The organism is Streptomyces yaizuensis, assembly GCF_034961445.1.
Taxonomy (GTDB): Bacteria; Actinomycetota; Actinomycetes; order Streptomycetales; family Streptomycetaceae; genus Streptomyces; species Streptomyces yaizuensis.
Genome location: NZ_BSBI01000020.1, coordinates 88,838 through 111,955, shown reverse-complemented (window position 1 = coordinate 111,955; position 23,118 = coordinate 88,838). Strand labels below are relative to the sequence as shown.

General features: G+C 73.5%; 18 protein-coding genes and 1 tRNA gene. 14 read left to right on the top strand and 5 right to left on the bottom strand.

Annotated features, from left to right (window positions below; genetic code table 11):
* The first annotated feature begins 5 nt into the window (after positions 1 to 5).
* Positions 6 to 1,127 carry a divisome protein SepX/GlpR gene (gene sepX / locus SYYSPA8_RS34635; RefSeq protein WP_456115174.1) on the top strand — a complete coding sequence of 374 codons (1,122 nt, stop codon included), beginning with the start codon at positions 6 to 8 and terminating at the stop codon, positions 1,125 to 1,127.
* A 123-nt stretch (positions 1,128 to 1,250) separates the two neighbouring features.
* Positions 1,251 to 1,324 (top strand) — tRNA-Ala (locus tag SYYSPA8_RS34630).
* 745 nt (positions 1,325 to 2,069) lie between these two features.
* On the opposite strand, the gene SYYSPA8_RS34625 is transcribed toward SYYSPA8_RS34630, so the two are convergent.
* Positions 2,070 to 2,819 (bottom strand): SDR family NAD(P)-dependent oxidoreductase, encoded by a 750-nt coding sequence (locus SYYSPA8_RS34625; RefSeq protein ID WP_323451462.1) that lies wholly within the window; start codon positions 2,817 to 2,819, stop codon positions 2,070 to 2,072.
* Positions 2,820 to 3,467: 648 nt separating this feature from the next.
* On the opposite strand from SYYSPA8_RS34625, the gene SYYSPA8_RS34620 reads away from it, so the two are divergent.
* Positions 3,468 to 4,433: a ScbA/BarX family gamma-butyrolactone biosynthesis protein gene (locus SYYSPA8_RS34620; RefSeq protein ID WP_323451410.1), complete on the top strand. Its 966-nt coding sequence runs from the start codon at positions 3,468 to 3,470 to the stop codon at positions 4,431 to 4,433.
* A 120-nt stretch (positions 4,434 to 4,553) separates the two neighbouring features.
* Here the strand turns inward: SYYSPA8_RS34620 and SYYSPA8_RS34615 are convergent, their stop codons facing one another.
* On the bottom strand, positions 4,554 to 5,036 hold the full coding sequence (locus SYYSPA8_RS34615) for a GNAT family N-acetyltransferase (protein WP_323451409.1): 483 nt from the start codon (positions 5,034 to 5,036) through the stop codon (positions 4,554 to 4,556).
* Between the two features lie 64 nt (positions 5,037 to 5,100).
* Between SYYSPA8_RS34615 and SYYSPA8_RS34610 the strand changes: the two genes are divergently transcribed.
* Positions 5,101 to 5,973 carry an exodeoxyribonuclease III gene (locus SYYSPA8_RS34610; protein WP_323451408.1) on the top strand — a complete coding sequence of 291 codons (873 nt, stop codon included), beginning with the start codon at positions 5,101 to 5,103 and terminating at the stop codon, positions 5,971 to 5,973.
* A gap of 49 nt (positions 5,974 to 6,022) precedes the next feature.
* On the opposite strand, the gene SYYSPA8_RS34605 is transcribed toward SYYSPA8_RS34610, so the two are convergent.
* Positions 6,023 to 6,652: a MerR family transcriptional regulator gene (locus SYYSPA8_RS34605; protein ID WP_323451461.1), complete on the bottom strand. Its 630-nt coding sequence runs from the start codon at positions 6,650 to 6,652 to the stop codon at positions 6,023 to 6,025.
* Between the two features lie 223 nt (positions 6,653 to 6,875).
* Between SYYSPA8_RS34605 and SYYSPA8_RS34600 the strand changes: the two genes are divergently transcribed.
* From SYYSPA8_RS34600 to SYYSPA8_RS34590, 3 genes are read left to right on the top strand one after another with little or no spacing between them, the layout of a single operon-like run.
* Complete coding sequence (locus SYYSPA8_RS34600) at positions 6,876 to 8,528, top strand: flavin-containing monooxygenase (RefSeq protein WP_323451407.1); 1,653 nt, start codon at positions 6,876 to 6,878, stop codon at positions 8,526 to 8,528.
* A complete protein-coding gene (locus SYYSPA8_RS34595; protein WP_323451406.1) occupies positions 8,525 to 9,496 on the top strand; it encodes an alpha/beta fold hydrolase in 972 nt (323 codons plus the stop codon). The genes SYYSPA8_RS34600 and SYYSPA8_RS34595 overlap by 4 nt, the downstream gene beginning before the upstream one ends.
* On the top strand, positions 9,493 to 10,455 hold the full coding sequence (locus SYYSPA8_RS34590) for an SDR family oxidoreductase (RefSeq protein ID WP_323451405.1): 963 nt from the start codon (positions 9,493 to 9,495) through the stop codon (positions 10,453 to 10,455). The genes SYYSPA8_RS34595 and SYYSPA8_RS34590 overlap by 4 nt, the downstream gene beginning before the upstream one ends.
* A 59-nt stretch (positions 10,456 to 10,514) precedes the next feature.
* Here the strand turns inward: SYYSPA8_RS34590 and SYYSPA8_RS34585 are convergent, their stop codons facing one another.
* Positions 10,515 to 13,958, bottom strand: coding sequence for a S41 family peptidase (locus SYYSPA8_RS34585; protein ID WP_323451404.1), 3,444 nt, complete (start codon positions 13,956 to 13,958; stop codon positions 10,515 to 10,517).
* 260 nt (positions 13,959 to 14,218) lie between these two features.
* Between SYYSPA8_RS34585 and SYYSPA8_RS34580 the strand changes: the two genes are divergently transcribed.
* Complete coding sequence (locus SYYSPA8_RS34580; protein WP_323451403.1) at positions 14,219 to 14,794, top strand: TetR/AcrR family transcriptional regulator; 576 nt, start codon at positions 14,219 to 14,221, stop codon at positions 14,792 to 14,794.
* Between the two features lie 369 nt (positions 14,795 to 15,163).
* Positions 15,164 to 17,407 carry an MMPL family transporter gene (locus tag SYYSPA8_RS34575; RefSeq protein WP_323451402.1) on the top strand — a complete coding sequence of 748 codons (2,244 nt, stop codon included), beginning with the start codon at positions 15,164 to 15,166 and terminating at the stop codon, positions 17,405 to 17,407.
* A gap of 194 nt (positions 17,408 to 17,601) precedes the next feature.
* On the opposite strand, the gene SYYSPA8_RS34570 is transcribed toward SYYSPA8_RS34575, so the two are convergent.
* Positions 17,602 to 17,955 carry an SsgA family sporulation/cell division regulator gene (locus tag SYYSPA8_RS34570; RefSeq protein WP_323451401.1) on the bottom strand — a complete coding sequence of 118 codons (354 nt, stop codon included), beginning with the start codon at positions 17,953 to 17,955 and terminating at the stop codon, positions 17,602 to 17,604.
* Between the two features lie 341 nt (positions 17,956 to 18,296).
* Here SYYSPA8_RS34570 and SYYSPA8_RS34565 point away from each other — a divergent pair, with 341 nt between their 5' ends.
* The 5 genes from SYYSPA8_RS34565 (at position 18,297) to SYYSPA8_RS34545 (ending at position 23,088) form a co-directional block, all read left to right on the top strand.
* Entirely contained in the window at positions 18,297 to 19,472 is a 1,176-nt protein-coding gene (locus SYYSPA8_RS34565; RefSeq protein ID WP_323451400.1) for an energy-coupling factor ABC transporter permease, read from the top strand.
* A 2-nt stretch (positions 19,473 to 19,474) separates the two neighbouring features.
* Positions 19,475 to 20,239, top strand: coding sequence for a cobalt ECF transporter T component CbiQ (gene cbiQ / locus SYYSPA8_RS34560; RefSeq protein ID WP_323451399.1), 765 nt, complete (start codon positions 19,475 to 19,477; stop codon positions 20,237 to 20,239).
* A gap of 88 nt (positions 20,240 to 20,327) precedes the next feature.
* Positions 20,328 to 21,080: an energy-coupling factor ABC transporter ATP-binding protein gene (locus SYYSPA8_RS34555; protein WP_323451398.1), complete on the top strand. Its 753-nt coding sequence runs from the start codon at positions 20,328 to 20,330 to the stop codon at positions 21,078 to 21,080.
* A 59-nt stretch (positions 21,081 to 21,139) separates the two neighbouring features.
* Positions 21,140 to 22,297: a serine hydrolase domain-containing protein gene (locus SYYSPA8_RS34550; RefSeq protein WP_323451397.1), complete on the top strand. Its 1,158-nt coding sequence runs from the start codon at positions 21,140 to 21,142 to the stop codon at positions 22,295 to 22,297.
* The gene (locus tag SYYSPA8_RS34545; RefSeq protein WP_323451396.1) at positions 22,294 to 23,088 is read left to right on the top strand and encodes an SDR family NAD(P)-dependent oxidoreductase; all 795 of its coding nucleotides are present in this window, start codon (positions 22,294 to 22,296) and stop codon (positions 23,086 to 23,088) included. The genes SYYSPA8_RS34550 and SYYSPA8_RS34545 overlap by 4 nt, the downstream gene beginning before the upstream one ends.
* Positions 23,089 to 23,118: the final 30 nt, after the last annotated feature.

Sequence of the window (23,118 nt, the reverse complement as noted above, 5' to 3'; positions counted from 1 at the left end):
ACGGTGTGACCGTGAGCAGCAGCGGCCTCATCTACGCAGTCATCGTCGGGGCCTGGGCCGCCTACCTGGTGCCGATGTGGCTCCGCAGGCAGGACGAGTTGAACGAGGCTCGTCCGACGGAACGCTTCTCCACCGCCATCCGGCTGCTGTCCGGGCGCGGGGCGATGGAGCGCCGGTACGCCAAGGAGCTGCGTGAGCGCACCGAGGGGGAGGCCGGTCCCGGTGTGGACCCGGACGCCGTCACGGACCGCCTGGACGCCGTGGACGCCGTGGCCGTCCGGCGGTTCGCCGCGCCCCGGCAGGGCGCGGGCGAGGCCCGCGCCGAGGTCAGGCCCGAGGCCCGGGCGGAGGTCAGGCCCGAGGCCCGCGCCGACGCCCGCCCCGAGGCACCGGCGCGACCCCGGGCCGCCGCGCCCCGGGGCCGCCGCCCCCGGCAGGGGGTCGCCGCCGAGCGGGCCCGGCGCAGCAAGGCGCTGGCCCGGCGCAGACGCACCACGACGCTCCTCTTCCTGGGGTTCACGCTGGGCTCGGTCGTCGCGGCGGTCGGCGGACTCGGCTTCCTGTGGGCCCCGGCGGCCCCCGCCGTGCTCCTCAGTGTCTACATCGCCCATCTGCGCACGCAGGAGCGCCAGCGCTTCGCGGTCGTGATGGACCGGCGCCGGGCGGAGGCGGCGGCGGCGCGGCTGCGCGAGCGGGGCCGCCCCCAGCAGGCGCCCCCGGCCGGCCCCGCCGAGCCGGCCGCCGACCCGGAGGCCCGTCCCGAGCCGGAGCAGCCGAGGCTCTCCCCGCAGGCGGCCGACCGCCGGGCCCTGGTCGAGCAGACCGACCACGCGGAGTGGGTGGACCAGCAGCGCGCCTCGGGTCCCGCGTCCGGCGGCAGCTGGGACCCGGTCCCGGTGCCGCTGCCGACCTATGTCACGGCTCCGGTCGCCCCGCGCGCGGGCGGCGGGGTGGATCTGAGCGACCCCGACACCTGGAGTTCGGCCCGGTCGTCGGCGGCGGACCCGACCCCGTCCGAGCAGCCGTCCGTGCCGGGCCCGGCGCGCCGCACCACCCGCGAGCGCGGGCGCACCCCGCTCTTCGACCAGTACGCCGACGACGACCGCCCCCGCGCCGCCAACGAATGACCGGCGTAGGGCCGGCGAGTGGTCCACGGCCCGGGGCGGCTGCCCCGGGCCGCCCCTCGTGACCAGCGCGGGAGCGGATTTCCAGGCACCCGGTTCGGGATGCTAGAGTTTCACTCGTTGCAAGGGCCTGTGGCGCAGTCTGGTAGCGCACCTCGTTCGCATCGAGGGGGTCTGGGGTTCAAATCCCCACAGGTCCACATCTGCAACTGTCTCCGGGTCAGCCCGGGGACACGCGCGAGAAACCCGCCCGATCGTCTCGATCGGGCGGGTTCTTCGCGTTCCGGGCCCCGGCCGCCCTGCCCACCCGCAGCGGCGCCCCTGAGCCGGCCGCAGACCGCCGACCGCAGACCCGGGCCGACTCCGCGCGGGTGCTCGGTCGTCGCCGTCCGGCCCCCCGGCCGACGGGGTGCCCCGGGTGCCGGAGCCGCGCGGGGGAGTGGTCTCGCCGGGCGCGGGGACATCCGGGCGGCGAACGGGGTCGGGCCGCCGCCGGACGGCGGTGGATACGGGCCGGGCGCCAGGGAATGCGCACGATCGGCGAACGGGGTCGGGGCGCCGCCTTCCGGTCCGCCTTGCCCTCTGCCTTGCCGTCCGTCTCGCCCTCTGCCTTGGCCCCTGTCTCGGCCCCTGTCTTGTTCTCCGTCTCGCCTTCGGTCTTGCCGTCCGTCTTCCGTGCCCGGAATTCCGTCGGCGGGAAGTGAATCGCCAATGCAAAAGCGGAAAAGCGGCAGGACACTCGAAAACTGTGCCGCAGAGTACCGAAATCTGGCGGCGCTGGGGAGTAAGGGGACGAGGCGCCTCCGACCGAGTGGCCGATAAGCGTCCCTCGGGGTGCGGGCCTTTTCCCGGCTGCTGTACCGCTGTGCAGGACCGGCCGGGCGGGTGCTGTACGGCCGTACAGGGGCGGGAGCCGGCCCGGCGCTCCGGCCTGCGGGTCCGGGGTCAGCGGGCCGTCGAACCGCCGTCGACGGGGAGTACCGCGCCCGTGACAAAGGACGAGAGATCGCTGATGAGCCAGGCCGCCGCCTGGGCCACCTCCTCCGGCGCGGCGGCCCTGGCCTGGGGGACCTTCGCCCGCATCCGGGGTTCGGCGTCCGCGTCGAGCGCGAAGACGGCCTCGGTCATCTCGGACCGGGTCAGCCCTGTGGCCAGCGCGTTGACCCGTATGCCCCGCTCGGCGTACTGGAGCGCGGCGGACCGGGTCAGACCCACCACCGCGTGCTTGGAGGCGATGTACGCCGGGCCCATCGAGGTCGCCCGTATCCCGGCGGTGCTGCTGTTGTTCACGATCGCGCCGCCGCCGGTCGCGAGCAGGGCCGGGATCTCGTGGCGCAGGCAGTTCCACACGCCGCGCACATTGGTCTCCATGACCAGGTCGTAGTCGCTGTCGTCGGTGGTGTGCAGGGGGCGCGGCGGGGTGACGGCGCCCGCGTTGTTGAAGGCGCCGTCGAGCCGGCCGTACCGCTCGACGCAGAGGTCGACGGCGTGCGCGACCTGTGCCGCGTCCCGTACGTCGCCGGTGGTGGCGTGCACCTGGGCGCCGTGGGAGCGCAGTTCGCGGGTGAGGGCGTCCAGCCGGTGGGCGCGGCGGGCCAGCAGCACCAGCCGGGCGCCTTGCGCGGCGAAGACGCGGGCCGCCGCCGCCCCGATGCCGCTGCTCGCCCCGGTGATCAGCACGCTCTTCCCGGCCAGCGGACCGCCCCGGCCCGCGCCGGTGCCGGTGCTGGTGCCGGTGCTGGTGCCGGTGCCGGTGCCGACGTGCCCGGTCACCGGCCCGTCCTCGCGTCCGCGGGGTGTGCCCGGTCGCCCACTTCCGTCGCAGAGGTCACCATGCGCCTCATTTCTTTCTCCCGCATCAAAGGTGGCCGAAAGCCGTGCGCAGATGCGTGGCCGCTCCAGCGAATCTGCGGCGCAGTCCTCCACGCGTACCCGATGCTCCTTGAGGGGGCCGCCGCCGTCGTCGTGGCGGACGGTCCTGCCCGCGCCCGCGCGAGGGGGCGCGTACCCGCGTCGTTCGTCCCGGATCGGCGTAACCGGCTCAGTTCCTCGGACAAAGAAGTGCCCTATCCCTGTGGACCGCTGGGGGAGTTATTGACAGCACGGCTCACCGGCCCGGCCGAACGGCCTTGTCGTACGGGTCCGAACAGCTCCGCGGGCCCGGTTACGTGGTCGATCCAAATGACGTCGCTCCGGGATAATCCCCGAGGTTGCCCGGAATGGTCGACGGCGCTGAGGATTCTGGCACCTTTACCGGATCTTTGCTAGGGCTTGAATAGCGCCGCACAGTCTGTACGTTGAAGAGTGTCGCGTTCGCCGCAGCACGTTTCTTGTGGGAGGGACATGACCATGCCGTTACGCCGGGAGAGCCTCGCCGTCGTCGACCGACCGGTCGCGCACGGGCCGTTCACCACCACGGTTCCCAGGGAGTACGTCCACCGGGCGGCACTCGCCGAGGTGTTCCTCACCGGTGTGCACCCCACGGGGCTCGACACCCTCACGGTGACCGCCCAGTGGCCGCGCGCCCATACCTTCTACGGCCCCACGGCGGGCGTGCACGACCCGCTGATGTTCACCGAGACCCTGCGCCAGGCCGTCCACCTGATCACCCACACCGTGTACGCCACACCGATGGACCACCATCAGATCTGGCGCCGGCTCACGGTCGACCTCGACCGGGACGCGCTCTTCGTGGGCGGGACCCCCGCCTCCGTCGAGCTGGACATCCGCTGCGCCGACGTGGAGCGGCGCGCGGGCGCGCTGCGCGGGCTGCGGATGGAGGTGACGGCCCGCCGTGACGGCCGCTATCTCGGGCGGGCGGTCAGCAGTGTGACCTCGCTCCCGAGGACCGTCTACCGGAGGCTGAGGGGCCCGCACGCGGAGGTCCGGACGGCGGGGAACCTGGCCCTGCTGCCGCCGCCGGTCCAGCCGGCGCTGGTGGGCCGGCTCCGGCCCGAGGACGTCGTCCTCGCCCCGACCCGGGTCCGGGACCGCTGGCTCCTGCGGGCGGACACCCGGCATCCGATCCTCTTCGACCACCCGCAGGACCACGCGCCCGGCATGCTCCTGCTGGAGGCGGCCCGGCAGGCCGCCCTCGCCGTCAGCCCCCCGGTGCCGGTCGTCCCGGTCGGTACGGAGGCCGTCTTCCACCGGTACGCGGAGCTGGACGAGGACTGCTGGATCGAGGCCGCCCCGACCGCCCCGGACACCCGGGGCAACAGCCGTACCCGGGTCGTCGCGCGCCAGCACGACGACTGCCTCTTCGAGTGCACGGTGACGACGGCCGTGGCCGCACCCGCCCCGGTGTAGGCCGTCGGGGGACGGCCTGGCCACCCGGCCCGCCCGGGCTCCGCACGGGGACGGTCCGTGCGGTCGGGCGATCCTGGGCGCGCGCGGCGCGTGGATCCGTGCGGCGCGCGTGGGACGGCGTCAGACCAGTGGCTTCACAAAGCAGCGGCTGGCGTCGTACTCCCGGTAATGGCCGAATTTCACGGCTGCCGGGAGGTATCCGGTGGAGCTGTAGAGCGCGATCGCCTCCGGCTGCTGGTCCCCGGTCTCCAGCACCATCCTGGTACGGCCCGCCGCCCGCGCGTCCTCCTCCAGCAGCTTGAGCAGCCGCCGCGCGAGCCCCCGCCCCCGGGCCTCGGGTATCACGTACATCCGCTTCAGCTCGGCGTCGCCGTCCGCGTACCCCTCCTCGTTCTGCCGCTGGGTGCGCCAGCCGCCGGTGGCCACGGGTCGGCCGTCCTCGTCGTACACCAGCAGATAGAGCCCCTGCGGGGGGACGAACATCTCGGGGAGGACCACGGTGGCGTCGCCGCCGTCCTCGTAGCGCTCGTCGTACTCGCGCTGGACGAGGTCGTTGAGGAGCACGGCGTCGGGGTGATCGAAACGGGTGGGGCGTACATCCATGCGTCAGATCGTACGTGCGGGCGCAAGTACGGACGGGGGGGATTTTCCCCGGTATGGTGCCTGGATGGGACGCATCGTGACCTCCGTGAACGTCAACGGCCTGCGCGCCGCCGCGAAGAAGGGCTTCGTCGAGTGGCTGGCCGCCACCGACGCCGACGTGGTCTGCCTCCAGGAGGTCCGTGCGACGCCGGAGCAGCTGCCGGCCGGGGTGCGCGACCCCGAGGGCTGGTTCACGGCCCACGCGCCCGCCGGGGCCACCGGCCGCGCGGGCGTCTCGCTGTACACGCGCCGGGAGCCGGACGCGGTCAGGACCGGCTTCGGCGTCCCCGAGTTCGACGGCTCCGGCCGGTACATCGAGGCCGATCTGCCGGGGCTCACGGTCGCCAGCCTCTATCTGCCCGCCGGTGAGGTGGGCACCGAGCGGCAGGACGAGAAGTACCGGTTCATGGACGCCTTCCTGCCGTACCTGGTGGGGCTGCGGGCCCGGGCGGCGGCGGAGGGCCGCGAGGTTCTCGTCTGCGGCGACTGGAACATCGCGCACCGCGAGGCGGACCTGAAGAACTGGCGCGGCAACCGCAAGAACTCCGGCTTCCTGCCGGAGGAGCGGGAGTGGCTCTCCAAGGTCATCGGCGCGGAGGGCACGGAGGGTGCCGAGGGCGCGGAAGGTGCCGAGGGTGCGGCTGACGCGCCTGGCGCCGACGGTACGGCGGAGTACGTGGACGTCGTCCGCGCGCTCCACCCGGACCAGGAGGGCCCCTACAGCTGGTGGTCCTACCGGGGCCGCGCCTTCGACAACGACACCGGGTGGCGGATCGACTACCAGATCGCCACGCCGGGGCTCGCCGCCCGCGCGCGGAAGGCGTACGTGGAGCGCGCGGCCACCCACGCGGAGCGCTGGAGCGACCACGCGCCCGTCACGGTCGACTACGACCACTAGGGCCACGAGGACCACGAGGACCACTGGAGGTACTGCGGGGCGGTACGCCTCAAGCGCCCGGCGGCTCCTCGCGCAGCCGCCGGTCCAGCGCCATCGACAGCTCCGCCTCCACCACGCTCTTCGCCAGCGGACGCAGCCGCTCCACGTCCCCCTCCGGCAGATGGGTCCGCAGCACCTCGGTGAAGAGGCCGGCCAGCGCGTCCGCGTGCGTCCGCACCCGCCGCCCCGCGTCGAGCACCACGGCCAGCGGCACCCCTTCCCGTACCAGCGCCGCCGACACCTCCAGCAGCCGGCGGCTGATGTGCACGATCTCGTCGCCGTCGATCGCCAGATAGCCCAGCTCCAGCGAGCCGGCCAGATTCTCCGGGGTGACCTCGCCCTCGAAGAGGTCGGCCAGCTCCTCCGGGGTGAGCCGGACCGGGGTCTCCTCGGACGGCTCGACCAGGCCCAGCGCCTCGCCCACGTCCCGCCCGCTCTCGAACGCCTTCGCGAGGTCGGCGATCCCGTTCAGCGTGTGCCCGCGCTCCAGGAGGGCGGAGATCGTCCGCAGCCGGGCCAGATGGTGGTCGTCGTACCAGGCGATCCGGCCCTGCCGGCGGGGCGGCGACAGCAGTCCGCGCTCACGGTAGAAGCGCACGGTGCGCACTGTGACACCGGCCCGGCGGGCCAGCTCCTCCATGCGGTACTCGCGTTCCTCTGCCACGGGCAAAGCCTATGTTGTCGGCCCGGTAACTTGGCGGGCCCAGCCTCTACCGCTTGCCGTCGCCCCTGCTCTACTCTCCCCATTGCGCCAGTGATTGCTGGCATGGTCCATGGTCCGGGCCACGGCACCCCGGTGGTGACCCCGGGCCCACGGCCCCGGCCGTGACGTTCGGTTGTGGCGTTCAGTGGGAGGCGGCAGCATGAGCCGGCAGCGACATGAACAGCACGAGCGACATGAACAGCGCGAACAGCACGAGCAGAGCGAACAGCACGAGCAGCACCCACCGCAGCAGGAGCCCGAGCGGCCGGGCGGGCAGGCGGGCGATCGGGAGGCCGGGGAGCACCGGCCGCACGTCCGCGTCGCCGTCATAGGCGCCGGCTTCGGCGGCATCGGCGCGGCCGTCCGGCTCCGCCGCGAGGGCATCACCGACTTCGTCGTCCTGGAGCGCGCCGACTCCGTGGGAGGCACCTGGCGGGACAACAGCTACCCCGGCTGCGCCTGCGACGTCCCCTCCCACCTCTACTCCTTCTCCTTCGCGCCCAACCCCGACTGGCCCCGGACCTTCTCCGGGCAGGAGCACATCCGCGCCTATCTGGAGCGGGTCACCGACATCTTCCGCATCCGCCCCCATGTCCGTCTCGGCCACGAAGTGCTCCAGGTGACCTGGGACCCCGACGAGCTGCGCTGGACCATCGAGACCGGGCGCGGCGCGTACACCGCCGACGTCGTCGTCTCCGCCACCGGCCCGCTCTCCGACCCCCGCGTCCCCGACGTGCCCGGCATGGACGGCTTCCCCGGCGAGGTCTTCCACTCCGCGCGCTGGCGCCACGACCTCGATCTCACCGGCAAGCGGGTCGCCATGGTCGGCACCGGGGCGTCGGCGGCCCAGATCGTGCCCGAGATCCAGCCCCGGGTGGAGCGGCTCACCCTCTTCCAGCGGACCGCGCCCTGGGTGCTGCCCCGCGTGGACCGCCGGATCAGCGGCGCCGAACGCTGGCTGCACCGCCAGATCCCGCTGACCGGGTCGCTCCGCCGGGGCGTGCTCTGGGGCCTGCGCGAACTCCAGGTCTCCGCCTTCACCAAGCAGCCCGCCCGGCTCGGCCCGGTCGAGGCGCTGGCCCGCGCCCACCTCGCCCAGGTGGTCAAGGACCCGCGGCTGCGCGCCAAGCTGACGCCCTCGTACCGCCTCGGCTGCAAGCGCATCCTGCTGTCGAACCACTACCTTCCCGCCCTCACCCGCCCCAACGTCGACGTCGTCGCCTCCGCCCTGCGCGAGGTCAGGGGCTCCACCCTGGTCGGCGCCGACGGCTCCGAGACCGAGGCAGACGTGATCATCTTCGGTACGGGGTTCCGGGTCACCGACATCCCGATCGCCGAGCGGGTCACCGGCGCCGACGGGACGAGGCTCTCCGACGTCTGGGGCGAAGGCGGCATGCAGGCGCTGCGCGGCGCGACCACCGCCGGCTTCCCCAACTGGATGACGCTCATCGGACCCAATACCGGACTCGGGAACTCCTCCATGATCCTGATGATCGAGTCCCAGCTGAACTACATGGCCGACTATCTGCGCCAGCTGACCGTCCTCGGCGGCCGGACCGCGCTCGCCGTCCGGCCCGCCGCCCAGACCCGCTGGAACCGCATGCTCCAGCGCCGGATGCAGCGGACCGTGTGGAACACCGGCGGCTGCACCAGCTGGTACCTCGACGAGCAGGGCCGCAACACCACCATCTGGCCCGGCACCACCGGCGAGTTCCGCCGCCTCACCCGCGAAGTGGACCTCGCCGAGTACGACATCCTGCGCGCGCCGGTCCGCGCGGACGCCCCCGTACCGGCGGGAGGTGCCGTCCGATGAGCCCCGAGCCCGCCGTCCGGCAGCCGGCCGCGCCCCACCGCACCCTGCACCCGGTCTCCGCCGACGGCTCCCGCATACACGCCCGCGTCCACGGGCCCGAGGGCGCGCCCGCCGTGGTCCTCATCCACGGCTGGACCTGTTCGACGGAGTTCTGGAACGCCCAGATACGCGAGCTGTCCGCCGAGTACCGGGTCGTCGTGTACGACCAGCGCGGCCACGGCCGCACCCCCGCCGCCCCCACCGGGACCGATCTCCTGGCCGACGATCTGGAGGCCGTCCTCTCCGCCGTACTCGAACCCGGGGAGAAGGCCGTGATCGCCGGGCACTCCATGGGCGGCATGACCGTCATGGCCGCCGCCCGCCGGGCCGTCTTCAACGACCACGCCGCCGCCGTGCTGCTGCTCAGCACCGGCAGCTCCCACCTGGTCGAGGAGTCCCGGGTGTTCCCGCTGCGGCGCGGCCCGCTCCGCTTCCGGCTCACCCTCGGGGTCATCGGCTCCAACGCCCCCATGGGGCCGGTCAACCCGCTCTCCCGGTGGCTGCTCCGGTACGCCACGATGAGCCCGCGCACGCCCGCGTACCAGGTCGCCGAGTGCGCGCGGATCGTGCACGCCTGCCCGCGCCAGGTCCGCGCCGCCTGGGCCAGGGCGCTCGCCTCTCTCGATCTGAGCGCGGGCGTACGGGAGCTGCGCGTCCCCACCGTCGTCGCCTGCGGCACCGAGGACCGGCTGACGCCGATGGTCCACGCCCGGCGGCTCGCGGCGCTGCTGCCCGACTGCGTGGAGCTGGTGGAGATCTCCGGGGCGGGCCATATGACACCGGTGGAGGCGCCGATGACGGTCAGCTCCCTGATCCGGGGTCTGGTCCGTGACCACGCCCCGGCCACGGCGGATACGTCGTCGGACAGCGGGACGAGTAACGGGACGAGTAACGGGACGAGCGAGGGCGAACGGGAGAACGCCGTATGAGCCGGGTGGGTCTGGACGGGCAGGTCGCCGTGGTCACCGGGGCCGCCCGGGGCCTCGGTGAACTCCTCGCGCGCAAACTGTCCGCGCGCGGCGCCCGGGTCGCGCTGGTGGGCCTGGAACCCGGTGAGCTGGAGCGGGTCACCGCCCGGCTGCACACCGAGGGCGGCTGGTGGCACGCGGACGTCACCGACCACACGGCCATGGCCGGGGTCGCGGCCGAGGTCAAGGAGCGCTTCGGCAAGGTCGACATCGTCGTCGCCAACGCGGGGGTCGCCACCGGCGGCCTCCTCGCGGACTCCGACCCGGACGCCTGGCGGCGGGTGATCGAGGTCAACCTCGTCGGCAGCGCGATCACCGGCCGGGCGTTCCTGCCCGTCCTCACCGAGAGCCGGGGGTACTTCCTCCAGATCGCCTCGGTCGCGGCGATGTCGGCGATGCCGCTGATGACCGCGTACTGCGCCTCCAAGGCGGGGGCCGAGGCGTTCGCGCACGGGCTGCGCGCGGAGGTCGGGCACCAGGGCGTCGGGGTGGGTGTCGCCTATCTCTCCTGGACCGACACGGACATGGTGCGCGGCGCCGATCAGCACGAGGTCATGCGGGATCTGCGGCGGCGGCTGCCCTGGCCGGGGAACCGGACCTATCCGCTCGGGCCGGCCGCCGACCGGCTGGTCGCCGGGATCGAGCGGCGCTCCGCGCATGTCTACGGGCAGCCGTGGGTCCGGGCCCTCCAGCCGCTGCGGGGGGTCCTGCCCGCCGTGCTCGGGTACGGGGCCGCGCGGGAGATGCGGCGGTTCGCCCCGAGGATCGCCGCCCTGGGGCCGGATCCGGGGACGCTCGTCGGCGCGGGCGGCGCGGCCGACGACGCGGCCCGCGCGGCCGGAGCGGGCGCGGGCTCGGGCGCGGGCTCGGGCGCGGAGTCGGAGGCGGAGTCGGAGGCGGCCCGCCGGGCCGGGGTCTGACCGGGGCCGCCCGGTCCCGGGGGTGCCGCCCGACACCCCCGGGACCCGGCGGCGGCCGGTCAGCGCGGTGGCAGCTTCGGCCGGCTGCGGTCCGGGACCTGGTCGTACCCCGGTGGGCTCGCCGCCGGGCGTTCGTCGAGCGCGGCCAGCGCCAGCCCGACCGCCTCGTCCAGGCCGGCGTGCCGCCCCTCCGCCCAGTCCAGCGGGGTGCGCAACGCCGGAAGGTCCGGTTCCACGCCGTGGTTCTCGACCGACCAGCCGTACGCGTCAAACCAGGCCGCGTTCATCGGCACCGTGATCACCGTGCCGTCGCCCAGCCGGTGCCGGCCGGTCATCCCGACCACCCCGCCCCAGGTCCGGGTGCCCACCACCGGCCCGAGCCGCAGCAGCTTGAAAGCCGCCGTGATCATGTCGCCGTCCGACGAGGTCGCCTCGTCCGCGAGCGCCACCACCGGCCCGCGCGGCGCGTTCGACGCGTACGAGACGGGCTGGGCGTCGCGGGTCAGGTCCCAGCCGAGGATCCGCCGGGTCAGCTTCTCCACCACCAGCTCGCTGATGTGGCCGCCCGCGTTGCCCCGGACGTCCACGATCAGCGCGGGCCGGGAGACTTCGAGCCGCAGATCCCGGTTGAACTGCGCCCAGCCGGAGCCGCCCAGGTCGGGGATGTGCAGATAGCCGCAGTGGCCGCCGCTCAGCTCTCGGACCACCGCCCTCCGTTTGGCCACCCAGTGCTGGTAGCGCAGCGGCCGCTCGTCCACGAGCGGGATCACCGCGACCCGGCGGGCGGCGCCCTCGCCCTCGTTGCGGAAGGTCAGTTCGACGGTGGTCCCGCCGGCCCCCGCGAGCATGGGGAACGGGCCGGCGACCGGGTCCACCGGGCGCCCGTCGACATGGGTGACGACCGCGCCCTCGCGGATGCCCGTACCCGCCAGCGGCGAGCGGGCCTTCGAGTCGGAGGAGTCGCCCGGCAGGATCCGGCGTACGGTCCACTCCCCGTCGCGGCAGACGAGATCGGCGCCCAGCAGGCCCATCGGCCGCTGGTAGTGCGGCGGCCCCTCGTTCCGCCGCGCCGCCGCGACGTACGCGTGCGAGGTGCCCAGCTCGCCCAGGACCTCCCGGAGCAGATCGGCGAACTCGTCCGGCGCCGCCACCCGCTCCACGAGCGGCCGGTACTGGGCGAGGACGCCGTCCCAGTCGATCCCGCTCAACCCCGGGTCCCAGAAGTACGCGCGGACCAGCCGGCCCGCCTCCGCGTACGCCTGCCGCCACTCGGACGCCGGGTCGACCTCGTGCAGGATCCGGCGCAGATCGATGAGGACGGTCGCGTCCGCGTCGGCGGGTTCGGCGGCGGGCACGGCGCTCAGCTCGTCCTCGTCCACGACGACCAGCCGGGTGCCGTCGCCGCTCACCGCGAACCAGTCCACATGGGACATCAGTTCCGTCCGGCGGGCCTTGGAGATGTCGAAGTGCTCCAGGGTCGGGCGGCCGGAGGTGTCGGCGGGGTTGACGAAGGTCTCGCCGAGCGCGCCGGAGATCGGCCAGCGCAGCCAGACCAGGCCGCCGCCGTCCACGGGCGCCATGGACGAGTACTTCGACGCCGCCACCGGGAACGGGGTCACCCGGCTCTCCAGCCCTTCGACCTCCACGGTGACGGGCGGGCCGTACCCGCTCTCGCCGCCGCCGTCGGCACCTTCCGTTCCGCCCTCCGGTTCCGGTTCGGTCAGCGGGTCGAGCCCGCCCGCCGCCGGGCGGCCGTCCGGTGAGAGCGCGAAGGGGGAGGGGGTCGCCGACGACAGGGGGACGAGATAGGGGCGGCAGCCCAGCGGGAACGAGAGGTCGCCGGTGTGGACGTCGTACACCGGGTCGAAGCCCCGCCAGGAGAGGAAGGCGAGATAGCGGCCGTCGCCGGTGAAGACCGGGTTCTCGTCCTCGAAGCGGCCGTTGGTGACGTCGACGATGGTCCGGTCCACGATCCGGGCCAGCTTGATCTGGCGCAGGGAGCGCCCGATGCCCGGGTGGGACCAGGTGAGCCAGGAGCCGTCGGGGGAGAAGGCGAGATCGCGGACGGGGCCGTTGACGGAGCGGATCAGCTCCACGACGCCCTCGGCGACGACATCGGCGTCATCGGCACCGCTTGCATCGCCGGTACTCGTAGCGGAGGTTCCGTTTCCGGTTCCGGTGTCGGCTGTGCCGTCGGCGTCGGGGACGTCGAGCAGCAACAGCCGGCCGTCGTGCGCGGCCACCGCCAGCCGTTCCCCCGCCGGGTCCGGGACCAGCTCCTGCACCCGCCCCAGCAGCCCCGCCGCCAGCCGGCGCGGCGGCCGCTCCCCGCTCGCCCTGGGCAGATACGCGACCTCCACCGCGTCCTCGCCGCCCGCGTCGGTCACGTACGCCACCTGCCCGCCCGTACCGAGCATGACCGGCAGCCGCACCCGTACGCCCGGAGTGTCCGCGATCGTCCGGGCCGGCCCGTCGCGGTGGGTGAGCCAGTACAGCGCGCCCCGGACCGACACCGCGCTCGCCCGTCCCGTCGTGTCCACGGACACCGCGTCGACATGGCTGGCGGCCGGCACCTGGTACGGCCGCCGCCCCGTGCGCGGCCCCCCGAGGCGTACGTCGAGCCGGCGCGGGAGCGCGGCCGGGTCGGCCAGGTCCTCCGCGACCCACAGTTCGCCCGCGCACTGGTACACCACCCGCCGGCCGTCGCTCGCGGCGTGGCGGGCGTAGAAGGCGTCGTGGTCGGTGTGGCGCCGCAGGTCGCTCCCGTCCGGGCGGCAGGAGTAGAGATTGCCGATCCCCTCGTGATCGGAGAGGAACGCGATCCGGCCCGCGACGAACATGGGGCAGTCCAGCTGGCCGTCGAGTCCCGCGAGCAGGCGCCGGCCGTGCAGCCAGAGCCGGCCGGTCGCGCCGCCCCGGTACCGCTTCCAGGCGGCCGGTTCGTGCGGCGGCCGCCCCGTCAGCAGCAGGGTCCGCCGCTCCCCGCCGTCGTCGGCCTCGGGCGGGAGCCCGGTGTCGGGCAGGTCGGCGACGGCGATGTCCGAGACCGGCCCCCAGGGCAGCCGCCCGCCCGGCGCCCCGTCCACGGGCACGCTGTACGCCCACGAGAAGTACGCGAACGGCTGGCCGTGCGAGGAGACGGCGAGGACATGCCCGTCCGGGGCCCAGCCGCAGACCCGGGTGTCGGCGGAGCCCCAGTGAGTGAGCCGCCGGGCCGGTCCGCCCGCCACCGGGACGAGATGGATCTCGGGGTCGAGGCTGCGCCAGTTCGTGTACGCGATCCACCGGCCGTCCGGGGAGAAGCGCGGCGGCCCGACGCGGGTGCGGTCCGCGGTGAGCCGCCAGGCACGCTCCGGCCGGTGCCCCGCCCCCGCCGGGACCAGCGGGGCGACCCAGAGGTCGTCCTCGGCGGCGAAGCACAGCAGGTCCCCGTGGAGATGGGGGAACCGGAGATACGCCGGTGCGCCGTCGTCGCCGCCGGACGGGGGGTCGCTGGGGCTCACCCCACCATGCTTTCCGCGCGCCGGTGACCCGGCAACTCCTGGACCGCCGCCGGAGTACGGGTGAAGTACGGGTGAAGTACGGATGGAGGCGGGCCCTTCGTGACTGACACCACAGCGAAACGATTTCGTTTCGCTCAACCCTCTGGGCTACCGTTGACGTCCTGGTGTACGAAACCGTTTCGTTCGACATCGTTTCGTTCGACATCGTTTCGTTCGACATCGTTCGGTCCCGTTCGATCGGTCAGGGAGGAGGTCCGTCCATGACGACACGCAGCCGGCTCACGCCCGAGCGCGAGCGCGAACTGTTTGAAGCAGTGCTCGATCTCCTCCGCGAGGTGGGGTACGGCGCGCTGACGATGGACGCGATCGCCGCCCGCACCCGGTCCAGCAAGGCCACGCTCTACCGCCAGTGGGGCGGCAAGCCCCAGCTCGTCGCCACGGCGTTGCAGAAGTGCCCGCCGCACGGCGACGAGGAGGTCGACACCGGCAGCCTCCGCGGTGACTTCCACGAGATGGTCTCGCGGTCGGACGAGGACCAGATGGAACGGGACTCCGCGCTGATGCGGGGCCTGATCCAGGCGGCCCACGAATACCCCGATCTCCACGAGGCCCTGCGGGAGCGGGTGATCGGTCCCGAGACCGGCCGGCTCCGGGAGGTCCTCGACCGGGCCGTCGACCGCGGCGAGATCCGCCCCGACAACCCGGCCCGGGAGTTCGTCGCGCACATGCTGCTCGGCGCGTTCTTCGCCCGGGAGATCGTCGACGACCAGATCCCCGACCGGGAATTCCTCGCCCGGTACGTGGACTCGGTCGTCCTGCCGGCGCTGGAGGCGTGATGGGATCCGTCCGTCCCCCGCGCGGCCGTGGACCGCTGGGCACCACCACCCTGCCCCCGCCCGCTCCACGCCCCGGCTGCCGGGGCGCCGGAGGGGCCCCGAGTTGTCGTCCCCACGACAGCGCCTTCCGGGTGTCCGCACCCCCGGAGTCCGGCGACTGACCCCCTGCTGACCGGAGCCGTCCCCACCGGCTCCCCGCGAACCCCTCCCGGAACCGCCTTCCGGGAAGCGCCGGACCCGCGCCCGCGTGTCCGGAGCACCGCTCAGCAGTACCGCAGTGACCGCAGCACCGCACCTGACGCGCGCCGCTCTCGTCCGTCGGGCCGACTCCCCAACCCCTGTTCATCTACTCAACGGGAGAAAGCCCTCGTGGCCACGTTCCTCTACAAGCTCGGGCGGATATCCTTCCGCCGCCGCTGGCTCGTCCTTCTCACCTGGGTGGCGCTGCTGGTCCTGGCCGGCGTGGGCGCCTCCACCGCGGCCAAGGCCAAGGACCCCGGTTTCGCCCTGCCCGGCACCGAGTCCCAGCAGGCGTTCGACCTCATGGAAGAGCGCTTCCCCGGGATGATGGCCGACGGAGCCGTCGGCCGGATGGTCTTCAAGGCCCCCGACGGCCAGAAGGTCTCCGACGCCAAGCACAAGGCGCAGATCACCGGGATCGTCGCCGATCTGAAGGCCGGATCCGACCAGGTCGCCGACGCCGCCGACCCGTTCGTCGCCCAGGCCGTCTCCCAGGACGAGTCCACCGCCTACATCACCGTCAGCTACAAGGCCAACGCCATGGAGCTGAACGACGAGACCCGTGAGGCCCTGAAGAAGGCGGGCGAGGACGCCCGCGAATCCGGGATGCAGGTCGAGATCGGCGGCGACGCCGCCATGGCCGAGATGGACCCGTCGTCCGCCGAGGCCATCGGTATCGCCATCGCCGCGGTCGTCCTGGTGATCACCTTCGGTTCGATGGTGGCCGCCGGCCTGCCGCTGCTCACCGCGATCATCGGTGTCGGCATCGGCATCTCCTCGATCACCGCGCTCGCCAACGTCCTGGACCTGGGCACCACCACCGGCACCCTGGCCACGATGATCGGTCTCGCGGTCGGCATCGACTACGCGCTCTTCATCGTCTCCCGCTACCGGGCGGAGGTGGCCGACGGCCACAGCCGCGAGGAAGCGATCGGCCGCGCCACCGGCACCGCCGGTTCCGCCGTGGTCTTCGCCGGTCTGACCGTCGTCATCGCGCTCTGCGGCCTGGCCGTCGTCAACATCCCGATCCTCACCAAGATGGGCTTCGCGGCCGCGGCGACCGTCGTCATCGCCGTCGTCATCGCGCTGACCCTGATCCCCGCGCTGCTCGGCTTCGCCGGGAAGATGGCCTTCAGCCGCAAGACCCGCAAGGCCATGAAGGCGGGCGACGAGCCCGCCGCCGTCGCCGCGAAGGCCGCGCAGGGCAAGCCCAACGGCGGCACCCGCTGGGCCCGCTTCGTGCTGCGCCGTCCGATCGCCGTCCTGGTCATGGCCGTCGTCGGGCTCGGCGTGATCGCCGCGCCGGTCGGCTCGCTCCAGCTGGGCCTGCCGGACGAGGGCGCCCAGGCGCCGTCGGCCAGCCCGCGCAAGGCGTACGACCTGCTCTCCGACGGCTTCGGCCCGGGCTTCAACGGCCCGCTGACCATCGTCGTGGACGCGAAGAAGAGCGAGAACCCGAAGGCCGCCGTCGACGCCGTCGCCGACCGCCTGGGCAAGATGGACGGGGTCGAGTGGGCCGGCGCCGGCCCGCTGAACAAGGCCGGCGACACGAGCATCGTCACGGTCATCCCGAAGGACCGCCCGTCCTCCACCAAGACCGAGGACCTGGTCCACGACATCCGTGAGGCCGACTCCGACATCAAGGCCGACAACGGCGCGACCATCCTGGTCACCGGCACCAGCGCGCTGAACATCGACTTCTCGCAGAAGATGAACGACGCCCTGGTCCCGTACCTGGCGCTCGTCGTCGGCCTCGCCTTCCTCCTGCTGGTGCTGGTCTTCCGCTCGATCCTCGTCCCGCTGAAGGCGGCCCTCGGCTTCCTGCTCTCCGTCCTCGCGGCGCTGGGCGCGGTCGTCGCGGTCTTCCAGTGGGGCTGGATGGGCGAGCTGTTCAACGTGGAGCAGCCCGGCCCGATCATGTCGATGATGCCGATCTTCATGGTGGGTGTCGTCTTCGGTCTCGCCATGGACTACGAGGTCTTCCTCGTCACGCGGATGCGTGAGGCGTTCGTCCACGGCGAGCGCCCCGGCGACGCGGTGGTCACCGGCTTCAACCACGGCGCCCGGGTGGTCGTCGCCGCCGCCGTCATCATGATCGGCGTCTTCTCCGGCTTCATCGGCTCCGGCGACCAGATGGTCACGATGATGGGCTTCGGTCTCGCGATCGCGGTCCTCTTCGACGCCTTCGTGGTCCGGATGGCGATCGTGCCCGCCGTGCTGGCGCTGCTCGGCGCCAAGGCGTGGTGGCTGCCGGCGTGGCTGGACCGGATCCTGCCCAACGTGGACGTGGAGGGCGAGAAGCTGGCGCAGCACCTGGCCGCCTCCCCGGAGGACCCGGACGAGGAGCGCCGCCTGGTCGGTGCCCGCGGCTGAGTCCGTACCGCCTGTGGCCGCGCCCTCTGCTCCGGAACCTTCCGGGGCAGAGGGCGCGGCCCTTTTCGTACGGGGCCGGTCGCTTTTTGGTACGGGGGCCGGTCGCTTTTTGGTACGGGGGTCGGCCGGGTCGGCCGGGTCGGCCGGGTCAGTCGGGTCGGCCGGGTCGGCCGGAGTCAGTCGTGTCAGGCGTGTCAGTCGACAGGGACGCCGGCCGCCGCCGCGTACGTGTGCCGGATGAAGCGCCGCAGCGCGCTGGTGTCGAACTGCACCACGTCGACCCCGTCCGCCGTGTGGAACTCGACGACCGCCTGGACCCGCCCGCACGGCCAGACCTCGACGTCCCCGCTGCGGGCGGGCGAGCGCAGCCCGCTCTCCAGGACCTCGCGGGGCAGGACCCAGTCGCTGCCGCTGGGGAAGGAGAAGTGGACGGAGCGGGGATCCTCGGAGGGTTCGTAGCGGAGCGCGACCCGTACCGGCTGGTAGTCGGGAGCGTCGTCGACGACGACACGCCCCCAGGCGTGCTCCTCGACGGTGGCGACGGACATCGGATCGCTCCTCACATTCGTCTTATTTGCTATCTAATGTCCCATATTTTGCCCGGCGGGGGCGTGCTCCGCCCTCCGGGCGCGGTGCGAACGGTCCGTTTTTACGACTGCCACGCCCTTGCGAGCCCTGTGCAGCAGGCCCACTATCGAGGGCGACCGCGGGGCACGGGCACGCCGCCCCGTAGTCGTCCGGATCCCCTCTGTTCCCCACTGTGTTCCCGATCGCGTTCCCGCCCCTCGGCCGTACGCGGTCCTCTGCACGCGCGCCCTCCTCTGTACGAACGCGCTGAATCCCGCGGACTCCGCGGCGTTCCACGCGTCTGTCCGATGCGGAGCCAGCCATGCATGTACCCGACGGATTCATCAACGCGCCCGTGTCCGTCGCCGCCGGGGCCCTGGCCGCCGTGGCGGTCGGCGTCTGCCTGCGGGGCGCCCGCGCGGAGGCGGCGGAAGCGCCCGGAGGCCCCGGCTCCGGAGGCCCCGGCTCCGGGAGCGAGCGGCTCGCGCCCCTCGCCGGACTCGCCGCCGCCTTCGTCTTCGCCGCCCAGATGCTCAACTTCCCCGTCGCCGGGGGCACCAGCGGCCATCTCCTCGGCGGTGCGCTCGCCGCCATCCTCGTCGGCCCGTACACCGGCGTCCTGTGCCTCTTCGTCGTCCTGCTCACCCAGGCCCTGCTCTTCGCCGACGGCGGACTCACCGCCCTCGGGGTGAACGTCCTGATCATGGGTGTGGTCACGGTTCTGACGGGTTACGGGCTCTTCCGGGGCCTGCTCGCGGTCCTCGTCCGCGCCCGCGCCGGGACCCGCCGGGCGGTCGCCGTCGCCTCCTTCACCGCCGCCCTCGTCTCCGTCCCCGCGTCCGCCGCCGCCTTCACCCTGCTCTACGCGGTCGGCGGCACCACCGACATCCCGCTCGGCACGGTCCTCGGCGCCATGGTCGGCGTCCATGTCCTCATCGGGATCGGCGAGGCGGCGATCACCATGCTCACGGTCGGCGCGGTCCTCGCCGTACGACCGGATCTCGTCCACGGCGCCCGGGGCCTGGCCCGCCGGCCGCTCACCCTGCGCGCGCCGGGGGAGGGGCCGTCCCCGGCTCCTGCGGCCCGGCGCCCGGCGCGCTCCTCGCGCCGCTTCCTGTCCGCATCGCTGCTCACTGCCCTCGTCCTCGCGGGCGGGGTCTCCTTCTACGCCTCGGCCAGCCCCGACGGCCTGGAGAAGGTCGCCGCCGACCACGGCATGGACGAGAAGGCCGAGGAACACGCCACCGCCGACTGGCCGCTGGCGGACTACGGCGTCGGGGACATCGGCAACGCCCGTCTCTCCGGGGGCCTCGCGGGCGTCATCGGCGTCGGCGCGACCGCCGTCGCCGGGGTCGCCCTCCTGTACCCGGTGGCCCGACGCCGCCGCGAACGCGCCCGCCACCGCGCCGGATCGACCCGATCGACCCGATCGACCCGATCAACCGGTTCCGCCGGGTCAGCCGGATCCACCGGTTCCGCCGGCCCCCGGGGCGCCTGATCATGGGCGCCGGGCACGCCCACCGGCTCCACCACCCCGGCGATTCCCCCGTCCACACCCTCCCCGCCCACACCAAACTCGTCGCCGTGCTCTGCTTCGTCCTCGCGGTGGCCGCCACACCCCGCGAGGCGATGTGGGCCTTCGGCGCGTACGCACTGCTGGTCGCCGCCGCCGTGGCCCACGCCCGCCTCCCCGCCCGGCTGGTGCTGCGGCGGCTCCTCGTGGAGACCCCGTTCGTCCTCTTCGCCGTCCTGCTGCCGCTCACCGTCCCCGGCCCGACCACCGCCGTCGCCGGACTCCAGCTCAGCGTCCCCGGCCTGTGGGGCGCCTGGAACATCCTCGCCAAGGGCACGCTGGGGGTCGCCGCCGCCGTCGTCCTCGCCGCCACCACCGGACCGACCGCCCTGCTGCTGGGCCTCCAGCGGCTGCGACTGCCCCCGCAGCTGGTGCAGATCGCCGCCTTCATGATCCGGTACGCGGACGTCGTCGCCGACGAGATGCGCCGGATGTCGGTCGCCCGCCGCTCCCGGGGCTTCGAGGCCCGGGGCCCGGCGCACTGGCGCACCCTCGCGACCTCGGCGGGCGCGCTCTTCATCCGCTCCTACGAACGCGGCGAGCGCGTCCATCTCGCGATGGTCAGCAGGGGCGGTACGGGAGTGCTGCCGCACCTGGCCGAAACGACCGTGTCGCGGGCCCGGTGGGGGTACGCGCTGGCCCTCCCGTCGGCCGCGTTCGCCCTCTGCCTCACCGCGTGGACGACCAGGTGAACGCGGCGCTCCGACCCGTATACGCCGATGATCGCGGTACTCCGACCCGTACGCCCCTGTACGGCAATGCATGACCGAAAGGGCCGGTATGACCACCCCCGCATCGCTCCGGATCAGCCGGCTCGCGTTCGCCTACCCGGACGGCCACCAGGCCCTGTTCGGCGTGGACCTGACGATCGCGCGCGGCGAACGGGTCGCCCTCCTCGGCCCGAACGGTGCCGGGAAGACCACTCTTGTCCTCCATCTGAACGGGATCCTCGGCGGCGGCACGGGCGAGGTCCGCGTCGCCGGGCTCCCCGTCGCCCGCCCCCATCTCGCGGAGGTCCGCCGCAAGGTCGGCATCGTCTTCCAGGACCCCGACGACCAGCTCTTCATGCCGACCGTCCGCGACGACGTCGCCTTCGGCCCGGCGGCGGCCGGGGTGCGCGGCGCCGAACTGGAGGCCCGGGTCCGCGCCGCCCTGGACCTGGTCGGCATGGCCGACTGCGCCGACCGGCCCCCGCACCACCTCTCCTTCGGGCAGCGCCGCCGGGTCGCCGTCGCCACCGTCCTCGTGATGGAACCGGAGATCCTGGTCCTGGACGAGCCCTCGTCCAACCTCGATCCGGCCTCCCGCCGCGAACTCGCCGACATCCTCCGGGCGCTGTCCGTCACCGTGCTCATGGTCACGCACGACCTCCCGTACGCCCTGGAGCTGTGCCCGCGTTCGGTGATCCTCAGCGACGGCGTGATCTGCGCCGACGGCGACACGCGCGACCTGCTCACCGATGCCGGGCTGCTGCGACGGCACCGCCTGGAGCTGCCTTACGGCTTCGACGCGGCCGCCGCCCGCCCCCGCTGAACCAGCCGTGGCGCCCGTCGTTGCACCATGGGGGGACGACAGCGGCGGGAGAGAACACAGTGGACGTCCAGGGCACGGTCGCGGCGGGATTCGAGCCGGTACGCGACGCGTTTGTACGCAACTTCGAGGAGCGCGGCGAGCGGGGCGCGGCCGTCGCCGTCTACCGCCACGGGCAGAAGGTCGCCGATCTGTGGGCGGGGACCCGGGACGTCGACGGCCGGGCCCCCTGGGCGGTGGACACGACGCAGGTCGTCCGCTCCGTCACCAAGGGCGTCGCGGCGGCGGTCGTCCTGCTGCTGCACCAGCGCGGGCAGATCGACCTGGACGCGCCGGTGGGCACGTACTGGCCGGAGTTCAAGGCGAACGGCAAGGAGCGGGTCCTCGTCCGGCACCTCCTCTCCCACCGCGCGGGCCTGCCCGTCCTGGACCGGCCCCTCACCCCGGCGGAGGCGATCGACCCGGCCACCGCCGAGGCCGCGATGGCCGCCCAGGCCCCCGCGTGGGAGCCGGGCACGGACCACGGCTACCACGCCCAGACCTACAGCTGGCTGATCGCCGGACTGGTCCGCCGGGTCACCGGGCGGACCATCGGCCGCTGGGTCGCGGAGGAGATCGCCCGACCCCTCGGCCTGGACTTCTGGATCGGCCTCCCCGCCGACGAGGCCCACCGTGTCGGCCGCATCGGCCAGGCCGAGGAACCGCCGTCCTCCCCGGGGCTCACCCTGCGCCCCAAGCGGTCCGTCGTCGCCGCGTACAGCGACCCTGACTCGCTCACCCGCCGCGCCTTCGGGGCGATCCACCCGCTCCCGGACGAGAACGACCCCGCCTACCACGCGGCCGAACTCCCCGCGTCCAACGGGATCTCCACCGCCCGCGCGGTGGCCCGCTTCTACGCGGCGACGATCGGCGCGGTCGGCGGCCGCCCCCGGCTCTTCGCCCCGGCCACCCTCACCCTCGCCCGCACGGAGGAGTCGGCGGGCCCGGACCGCGTCCTCGTCGTCCCCACCCGCCTCAGCCTCGGCTTCATGCTGCACGGCCCGGCCTGCCCCCTGCTGGGCCCCGGCTCCTTCGGCCACCCGGGCCGGGGCGGCTCCCTCGGTTTCGCCGACCCGGAATCCGGGATCGCCCTCGCCTACACAACCAACAGTATGTGGACCGGAGTTACGGCTGATTCCCGTAGTCAGGCCCTGATCCGGGCGGTACGTTCGGCGCTATGAATGAGTGGCTGAAACGTTTCGAGGGGTACGCGGTCCTCATCACCGGCGGCGCCCAGGGAATCGGTGAGGGCATCGCACGCCGGCTCGCGTCGGAGGGGGCCCGCGTCCTCATCGCGGACATCGACGCGGAGGCCGCCGGGAAGACGGCCGCCGACATTCCCCACGCGGAGTCCGTCGTCTGCGACGTCGCGGACTCGGCCCAGGCGGACGCGGCGGTCGCGTACGCCGTGGAACGTTTCGGCCGGCTGGACACCCTGGTCAACAACGCCTTCGCCGGAGGGGGTGACGCCCCGAGGTTTGAAGAGGAGCCGGACGCGAACTGGACCTACACCCTGGACGTCTCCCTCATGGGAGCGCTCCGCTTCGCCCGTGCGGCACTGCCGCACCTGGAGGCGTCGGGGCGCGGCTCGATCGTCAACATCGGCTCCGTCAACGCGGAGGTGGGCTTCGGCAGCCACGCCTACAGCGCGGCCAAGGCGGGCCTGGCCTCCCTCACCCGCACCCTCGCGGGCGACGCGTGCCCGCGCGGCGTCCGCGTGAACCAGATCAACCCGGCCACGATCCGCACCCGTGTCTGGGAGGGCCGCGAGCAGGGCCTGGAGGAACTCGGCCGGAAATTCTTCCCGTTGGGCCGGGTCGGCGAACCGGAGGACGTCGCGGCGGCGGTGGCGTTCCTGGCATCGGCGGACGCGGCCTGGATCACGGGCACGACCCTCCGGGTGGACGGTGGCCTGCTCGGCGTGAACACGTCCTTCCGCGCGATGGTCGACGCGGGCCGCGCCGAGAGCTGAACGCGGCGTTGTTCCAGTGAATTCCCCGTG